The 7,327-nt window shown below is 35.5% G+C and carries 7 protein-coding genes and 3 tRNA genes; 9 read left to right on the top strand and 1 reads right to left on the bottom strand.

What is annotated here, in order from left to right:
* Position 1: 1 nt before the first annotated feature.
* From AC4FQ5_RS09380 to AC4FQ5_RS09400, 5 genes are all read left to right on the top strand, one after another.
* On the top strand, positions 2-1,177 hold the full coding sequence (locus AC4FQ5_RS09380; protein ID WP_491142722.1) for a cysteine desulfurase family protein: 1,176 nt from the start codon (positions 2-4) through the stop codon (positions 1,175-1,177).
* 70 nt (positions 1,178-1,247) lie between these two features.
* The gene (gene trxA, locus AC4FQ5_RS09385; protein WP_047445614.1) at positions 1,248-1,565 is read left to right on the top strand and encodes a thioredoxin; all 318 of its coding nucleotides are present in this window, start codon (positions 1,248-1,250) and stop codon (positions 1,563-1,565) included.
* Positions 1,566-1,697: 132 nt separating this feature from the next.
* Positions 1,698-1,771, top strand: a tRNA-Asp gene (locus tag AC4FQ5_RS09390).
* A 36-nt stretch (positions 1,772-1,807) separates the two neighbouring features.
* Positions 1,808-1,881, top strand: a tRNA-Asp gene (locus AC4FQ5_RS09395).
* A gap of 36 nt (positions 1,882-1,917) precedes the next feature.
* Positions 1,918-1,991 (top strand) — tRNA-Asp (locus AC4FQ5_RS09400).
* A 356-nt stretch (positions 1,992-2,347) separates the two neighbouring features.
* Here the strand turns inward: AC4FQ5_RS09400 and AC4FQ5_RS09405 are convergent.
* A complete protein-coding gene (locus AC4FQ5_RS09405; protein ID WP_491142724.1) occupies positions 2,348-3,637 on the bottom strand; it encodes a DDE-type integrase/transposase/recombinase in 1,290 nt (429 codons plus the stop codon).
* A 513-nt stretch (positions 3,638-4,150) separates the two neighbouring features.
* On the opposite strand from AC4FQ5_RS09405, the gene AC4FQ5_RS09410 reads away from it, so the two are divergent.
* The 4 genes from AC4FQ5_RS09410 (at position 4,151) to AC4FQ5_RS09425 (ending at position 6,960) form a co-directional block, all read left to right on the top strand.
* Complete coding sequence (locus tag AC4FQ5_RS09410) at positions 4,151-4,294, top strand: transposase-like zinc-binding domain-containing protein (protein WP_491142726.1); 144 nt, start codon at positions 4,151-4,153, stop codon at positions 4,292-4,294.
* Between the two features lie 252 nt (positions 4,295-4,546).
* On the top strand, positions 4,547-4,834 hold the full coding sequence (locus AC4FQ5_RS09415) for an IS1 family transposase (RefSeq protein WP_491142727.1): 288 nt from the start codon (positions 4,547-4,549) through the stop codon (positions 4,832-4,834).
* A gap of 230 nt (positions 4,835-5,064) precedes the next feature.
* The gene (locus tag AC4FQ5_RS09420; protein WP_491142729.1) at positions 5,065-6,090 is read left to right on the top strand and encodes an SDR family NAD(P)-dependent oxidoreductase; all 1,026 of its coding nucleotides are present in this window, start codon (positions 5,065-5,067) and stop codon (positions 6,088-6,090) included.
* A 57-nt stretch (positions 6,091-6,147) separates the two neighbouring features.
* Positions 6,148-6,960 carry a helix-turn-helix domain-containing protein gene (locus tag AC4FQ5_RS09425; RefSeq protein WP_491142730.1) on the top strand — a complete coding sequence of 271 codons (813 nt, stop codon included), beginning with the start codon at positions 6,148-6,150 and terminating at the stop codon, positions 6,958-6,960.
* The last annotated feature ends 367 nt before the right edge of the window (positions 6,961-7,327 follow it).

A 7,327-nucleotide genomic window follows, 5' to 3' on the forward strand; every position in this document is an offset into this window, starting at 1 on the left:
AATGAATAAAATATATTTAGATAACGCTGCTACAACGCCACTTTCAGAAGAAGTTATCGACGCCATGGTAGAAACCATGAAAATGAATTTTGGAAATCCTTCGTCAACACACAGTTTTGGGCAAGATGCTAAAATTCTTATCGAAAACGTAAGAAGGCAGGTTGCTGATTATCTTCACGTAAGTCCGGCAGAAATTATTTTCACCTCTTGCGGTACAGAATCTAATAATATGATCATCAAATCTGCTGTTGAGCATTTAGGCGTTGAAAGAATTATCAGTTCACCGATGGAACACAAATGTGTTTCTGAGAGTATTTTAGATATGAAAAAAAGGAAAGGTGTTGAGGTTGCTTACATCCGTCCCAATGAAAAAGGAGATATCGATTTAAATAAATTAGAAGAACTTTTAAAAGCTTCCGATAAAAAGACTTTGGTAAGTTTGATGCATGCCAACAACGAAATCGGAAATATTATAGATATTAAAAAAGTTGCCCAGCTTTGTAAGGAAAATAATGCATTGTTTCATTCTGATACAGTACAGACAATGGCTCATATGAATTTAGATTTATCTGAAATTCCGGTTGATTTTGCTTCTTGCAGTGCACATAAATTTCATGGTCCGAAAGGAATTGGTTTTGCTTTCATCAGAAAAGCAAGTGGATTAAAAGGAATAATTACGGGGGGTCCCCAGGAAAGAAGTCTAAGAGCGGGTACTGAAAACGTTGCCGGTATTGCCGGCTTAGGAAAAGCTCTGGAACTTTCTCTTAAAAATATGGATGCATATACACAACATATGCAGGACATTAAACAATATACTGTTGATCAGGTTACAGAAGCAATTCCAGGTGTGAAATTCAACGGAAGAAGTTCTGAACCGGATAATAGTTTGTATACTGTTGTCAGTCTTTTATTACCGTATAAAAATCCTTTGATTGGTTTACAGTTGGATATGAAAGGAATTGCAGTTTCTCAAGGAAGTGCATGTTCTTCCGGAGCTTCGAAACCTTCGATGGTGATGATGATGGTGCTTTCAGAAGATGAAATGGAGCATTGTACACCATTGCGAGTTTCATTCAGTCACATGACAACAAAAGGAGATATCGATGTATTTGTAAACGCACTGAAAGAAATTTCTAAAGATCTGATCATAGAAAATACAAATGTTGAGCATAGATAAGCTATTCACTTAAAAGTGCTAATTTTGACCTAAGAAATTAAATAGAATATTAATAATTAAAAATAAAAAAATGGCTTTAGAAATTACGGACAGCTCGTTCCAGGAAACAGTTTTAAAATCTGATAAACCGGTATTGGTAGACTTTTGGGCAGTATGGTGCGGACCTTGCAGAACTTTAGGACCAATCATCGAAGAAGTAGCAGCAGATTTTGAAGGAAAGGCTGTTGTAGGAAAAGTAGATGTTGATAATAATCAGGAAATTTCTATGCAATATGGTATCAGAAATATTCCTACAGTTCTTATTTTTAAGAATGGTGAGGTTGTAGATAAATTAGTAGGTGTAACTCCAAAAGAGATCATCGCTGAGAAATTGAGTGCTCATTTATAAAAAAATCGCTTTGATAATGAATGCTTTCCATATCGGGGAGCATTTTTTTTATAAAAATACTTGCAGATTACAGTAAAAGTTGTATTTTTGCAACCACAATAAACGAAGATACTTTCTTATTTATTGTAAAGAGATCCGGTAGTTCAGCTGGTTAGAATGCCGCCCTGTCACGGCGGAGGTCGCGGGTTCGAGTCCCGTCCGGATCGCAGAAAGTTTTCTCAATTTACTTTAAAAACAAAATTGATCCGGTAGTTCAGCTGGTTAGAATGCCGCCCTGTCACGGCGGAGGTCGCGGGTTCGAGTCCCGTCCGGATCGCAGAAAGTTTTCTCAATTTACTTTAAAAACAAAATTGATCCGGTAGTTCAGCTGGTTAGAATGCCGCCCTGTCACGGCGGAGGTCGCGGGTTCGAGTCCCGTCCGGATCGCCCGAGTGAAAAGTCGCCAATTTGGCGACTTTTTTTCGTTTGTAACTATTTGATAAACAAAGGTATATCCGGCTCCCTCTATTCACCAAACCCAAAAAGAATGATTTTTAAAAACAACTAAGCTTTTGAAAAGAAACAAGTTATAGAAGATGAAATAACGTAAGTGATTCTCTATCAATTCATTCGAAAATTCGAATTGAGGATTGTAGAATAAAAGGGATTCTTTTCAGGAAGAATTCGTAAGAAATAAAATATTTGAACGTCTGATTCTTTCAGAATGTTTCAAAAGAGAAAATGTTCATTGATAGTATTGAGAAAAATACAAAAGTAGGAGAGAAGTGATATGATTTCGTGTTTTACGCTGACATTTTACAGCAGAAATTACGGTTTTCTTCCAGTCTTTTTTGGTTGGACTTTTCTAAGACCAATTTGAAATTCGCCAGCTCAGGATTATCGTGAACTTCACTAGGGGTATAAATCTTATGTTTGTAACAAGGTCGATTGAAGTTGTAATCTTCGATAAAGAATTTGAGTTCCAGATAAATGGTAGTGGACAGAATTTCTTTAGTTCTGAAATAATACGATTTCATAATCTTGTACGGACCTTCTACAATAGAATTGGAAAAAGTCACATCTTTCAAAGCTATCTTTTTACTGATGTTAACGTGACAATTTTTGATGAATTCAGCAATAGTTTTGTTGTTGTTTTCCAAACCACCATCCACAATGAGTTCAAGATTCTGGTCTTTCAGGTCAATATTGAATTCATTGTAGATGGCTTGTTTCACGGTTTCGGTTCTGATCTTAGCGCATTTCTTTGTAGAAATATCCCAAGAAAGAATCTTTCGAGAGAAATTATCGACCACGGTGTAAATGTAGAAGGTAACACTATCCAAAGTTTTGTATTGAGAGATGTCCATATGCCAAGTCTCATTAGGACGACCTGCATTGAAAGAACCTTTCTTTCTTGGTTTCTTTTGAAGCTTTCGAGCTTCGGAATATCCGAGTTTTCTGGCATATTTGTACCAAGTTGATTCTGCCATGGAAATCACATTATCCCGAATTGCCTTTCCCCAAATGGAACGGATGCACCAAGTTTTGTGTTTGCTCAAGCTCATATATTTCTTGAGGATGGAAATTTCTTTATTTGATATCTGATTAGGTCTTCTTTTGAAACATTGTCCGACTAATGATTGATTGCAGGCAAACTTTCTGTCACTCAGCCAAAAAGTATATTGTCTTTTTGAAATCATCAGAAAACGGAGTAAATCTTTTTTATTGATAGGAAAATCACCGGAAAGATTTTCAATCAGAGCTACAAAAACATTTCGATTGGATTTAATGATCTTTCGGATATTTTCTTTTCCAAGCAAAGTAATCAATATAATGTATATTCTGGCAAATTGAATGAATGCTTTTCGACCGAAGTACAAACGGGAATCAAGAAATATTTTGGTATCATCCAAATTGTTCTGAATGCTTTTAGAAAATTCTCCTCCAACATATTTTTCAGAATTTTCATGTTTCCAATAATGAGAAGTTGAACCGGGAATTTCTCTGATGAATTTTTCGGGAAGAATTTCATTTTGGATTCCTAAAGCATAGCAGGTTTTGATATCTGTATGATACTTTTTGTATTTGATCATCTGTTCATTTGTGTATTCACAAAAATAATGTAAAAACCTTAAGAACATGTATTTTCTAAACTATTCGAATATTCGAATCCGTTACTCTAATGTTTCGAGCCCTGTAAGGTTGTGTAAATTAGCGTAATGTGCTGGTTTATATTACTAAGCGGTTCGAAATGGTGACTAGAGGGATCGCTTGTGACGAATTTTCGTCAGCCCATCATGAAAATAAAATTGGTTCGAGTCCCATAAGGTTCTGTAAATTAGCTTAATGTGTTGATTTACAGTATTAAGCGGTTCGATATGGTGTCAGTTGGGATTGCAACTACAATATGGTAATGATTCAAATATGGAGTTTTTATTTAGCTTCATTGATAATCAGTACTATTTTGATATAAAATAAAAAAACGATGTATTATAATATATCGTTTTTATTTTTGCCGACTAAAAAAGCAAAAATAGCGATTAAAGCATGTACTTTCTCATACCTGATGGTGCAGATGTGGTGTTGCTACTTTTCTTTAAAATATTATGAATAAAGGTCGGAATAAATGTATTCATTGTAAATATAGCCACTATATCAAGTCAGGACTAACATCACAAAATAAACAACGCTATCAGTGTAAAAGATGCAGCAAAAAGTTATTCTTACAATGCATATCAGAAGGGCACTAATCATAATATTCAACAACTGATAAAAGAAGGAGTTGGAATTAATAGCATTAGCAGATTACTTAATATAAGTAAGACAACTGTTCTAAAAAATCGCTTCAGCTGTGGTTAAGCCACCTATCCCCAAGGGTATTACAATTGAAATAGACGAATTAAAAAACTAAATCTAATGAACGTTGGGTTGTTGCTGCATATTGTAGAGAGACAAAGAAAGTAATTGAATAAGGTTGGGAGACTAACGACCAAAACTCTACAATGTATTATAGACACTCTGCTTTTTGTAAATCCAAAAAGATATATAGTTATCGCTTAAATATCTATCCTAAATTAATCCCTAAGCATCTTCATAGTACTAAACGCAGAGAAACAAATCATATTGAGCGAAAATTTCTTGATCTACGAACTCATATAAAGAGATTCGGAAGGAAGAGCATTAAAAAAGCTCAAAAAGATAAATATACAGATGCGATATTTAGGATTTACTTCTGGGGAATTTCTCTCATTGAAAATAGAGAATCTAAGAGTTTATCTTCTTTGAATTAGTTCAAAGTATTGATTTAGTTAACAGAATTCTATTCAAGCCATTCATTGTCATGTATCGATAATATTTTGAAGATGTTAAGAGATTGTAAAAGATAAATTCTCTAGTAAATATTTTTATAAGAGGTAATCTTATTTATTGTTGAACTTTTAAGCAAAATAACTAGGACGTTTAAACAAAATCAATTTTCAGTGGTGCCTCTACCTTTGTAAAACAAAATTCAATAAAAAAAATGGAATTAACAAATTACAACGGAGCATTACAGAATGCGATAGGTTCTGGCTTCAACGCAAAATCAACTACAAAAGATGTGATTTACGGAATTGACCTTGCTGGTAAAATTGCCATCGTAACCGGAGGTGACGGCGGACTGGGAATGGAGATTACCAGAACTTTGACTTCGGCAGGAGCTACAGTGATTGTTCCGGCAAGAGATCCTGAGAAAGCCAAACAAAACCTTGCAGGAATTGCTAATGTGGAAGTAGAACATATGGATCTTTTTGAGCCTGCAACGATTGTTGCCTTTGCTGAAAAGTTCAATGCTTCGGGAAGACCTCTGCATTTGCTGATAAATAATGCGGGAATTATGTGGACACCGCTTCAGCGTGATGCCCGGGGTTATGAAAGTCAGTTTGCAACCAATCACCTTGGACATTTCCAACTGACAGCTAATTTGTGGGACGCTTTGAAAAAGGCGAACGGGGCAAGAGTAGTGAATGTTTCATCTTCAGCTCACCATACTTCACCGATACATTTCGATGATGTTAATTACAACCATAAAGAATATAACAAGTTTGAAGCGTACGGACAGTCGAAGACAGCCAATGTTCTTTTTACTGTTGAACTTAACAAAAGAGCGCAACCATTCGGAGTACGTTCATACGCAATTCATCCAGGTCTGATTATGGCGACGAACCTGTCCCGATCTTTAACCTTCGAGGATTTCGTAGCGATTGGTGCGGTACATCCTGATGGAACTCCGAATGTCGAGGCTCAGGAAGCGATGAAAAAGATTGAAAAGACGGTAGAGGAAGGTGCTGCAACTACAGTTTGGGCAGCAACAAATCCCAAACTTCAGAATATCGGTGGCGTCTATCTTGAGGATGTTGAAGTGGCAGATTATGCTGCAGGTGATAACATTGCCGGAAGCCCTGCCGGAGCTGGAGGTGTGGCCTCATTTGCAGTAGATCCGGTAGCTGCTGCAAAGCTTTGGATGTTGAGTGAAGAATTGACAGGAACAAAGTTTGGAGTAAAATAAATAGTAAAATACCAAAGTTCATAAGCGGACTTTGGTATTTTTTTTAAATTTGTAATGATGATAACGAAACAAACCAATGACCACGCCAATATCGTTTTTACCTGCAGTGGAACATCCAAACACAGTACGGAGCTGACTGCTGAAGAACATTCTGTGGTAAGAGTTCTATCGGGTGAACTGAAAGTGATCCAGGCGGACGAAACCTATGTTTTTAATGCCGGGGACACGCATCTTCTTCCCAGAAATCGTCTTGCATTGCTGGTAAAATCGGATAAGGATGGAGAACCCTACAGAGCGATTGTCGTAAAATTGACCCACAATATTTTAAGAGCATATTACGAGACCATACCAAGTGAGGTCAATCCTGTCTTTAAGACCGATCACATTGTAACACTTGATAAAAGTCCACTTCTTGACAGTTTTTTTGATTCAATGATTCCCTATTTCAACCTAGAGTATAAATTGCCACAAGAACTTTCAGAATTGAAGATCCGGGAGGCTATCACAATCCTGAGAACAGTTGACACAAACGTAGATGCGATCTTGTCTGATTTTTCAGAACCTCACAAGATCAATCTGGTGGAATTTATGCAGAAGAATTTTATGTTCAATATGTCACTGGACAAATTCAGCTATCTTACCGGAAGGAGCTTGACGACTTTTAAAAGAGATTTTAATAAAGCATTCAACACGACTCCCCAAAAATGGCTGACGCGAAAACGTCTGGAGCTCGCTAAATTTCAACTGACAGAAAAAAAGAGAAAACCTATCGATATTTATTTCGAAGTGGGTTTCGAAAATCTGTCTCATTTCTCATACGCTTTCAAAAAGGAATTTGGAGTTAATCCACGGGAATTAGTTATCCATTAGTAATTTCATTTTAATCAAACTTCAATTGGGCAAAATCACTGAATTTCTCCGTTAGTAAGGTGTGTTTATCTAATGAATATTTTAATTTGCAATTCTTAACCGTTGCTTTTCCTTGGCCAAATTTACCATATTATCAAGGTGAAATAGATTGCATTTTTTCAAAATAATCGAATTGCGTTCTTCAGCTTATTATCTGAATAACAAGTAATATATTTATATCGTTTATTTGATATTTTTATAAATTAATTTTAAATAAAATTTAAGTATTTTTTATTTATTTTATGTCTTTTCATGTTTCAAGCTTGATATTTTTTTAAATAAATAATTGCTTGTGAAATTTTTAGATTTTATTTTATAAAATCTAATT

This window comes from Chryseobacterium sp. DT-167, from assembly GCF_058310155.1.

What these genes read in the sequence shown, in the direction of transcription:
- AC4FQ5_RS09425 (WP_491142730.1), top strand. Translation starts at nt 6,148, where the DNA reads ATGATAACGAAACAAACCAATGACCACGCCAATATCGTTTTTACCTGC.
- trxA (WP_047445614.1), top strand. Translation starts at nt 1,248, where the DNA reads ATGGCTTTAGAAATTACGGACAGCTCGTTCCAGGAAACAGTTTTAAAA.
- AC4FQ5_RS09415 (WP_491142727.1), top strand. Translation starts at nt 4,547, where the DNA reads ATGTATTATAGACACTCTGCTTTTTGTAAATCCAAAAAGATATATAGT.
- AC4FQ5_RS09410 (WP_491142726.1), top strand. Translation starts at nt 4,151, where the DNA reads ATGAATAAAGGTCGGAATAAATGTATTCATTGTAAATATAGCCACTAT.
- AC4FQ5_RS09420 (WP_491142729.1), top strand. Translation starts at nt 5,065, where the DNA reads ATGGAATTAACAAATTACAACGGAGCATTACAGAATGCGATAGGTTCT.
- AC4FQ5_RS09405 (WP_491142724.1), bottom strand. Translation starts at nt 3,637, where the DNA reads ATGATCAAATACAAAAAGTATCATACAGATATCAAAACCTGCTATGCT.
- AC4FQ5_RS09380 (WP_491142722.1), top strand. Translation starts at nt 2, where the DNA reads ATGAATAAAATATATTTAGATAACGCTGCTACAACGCCACTTTCAGAA.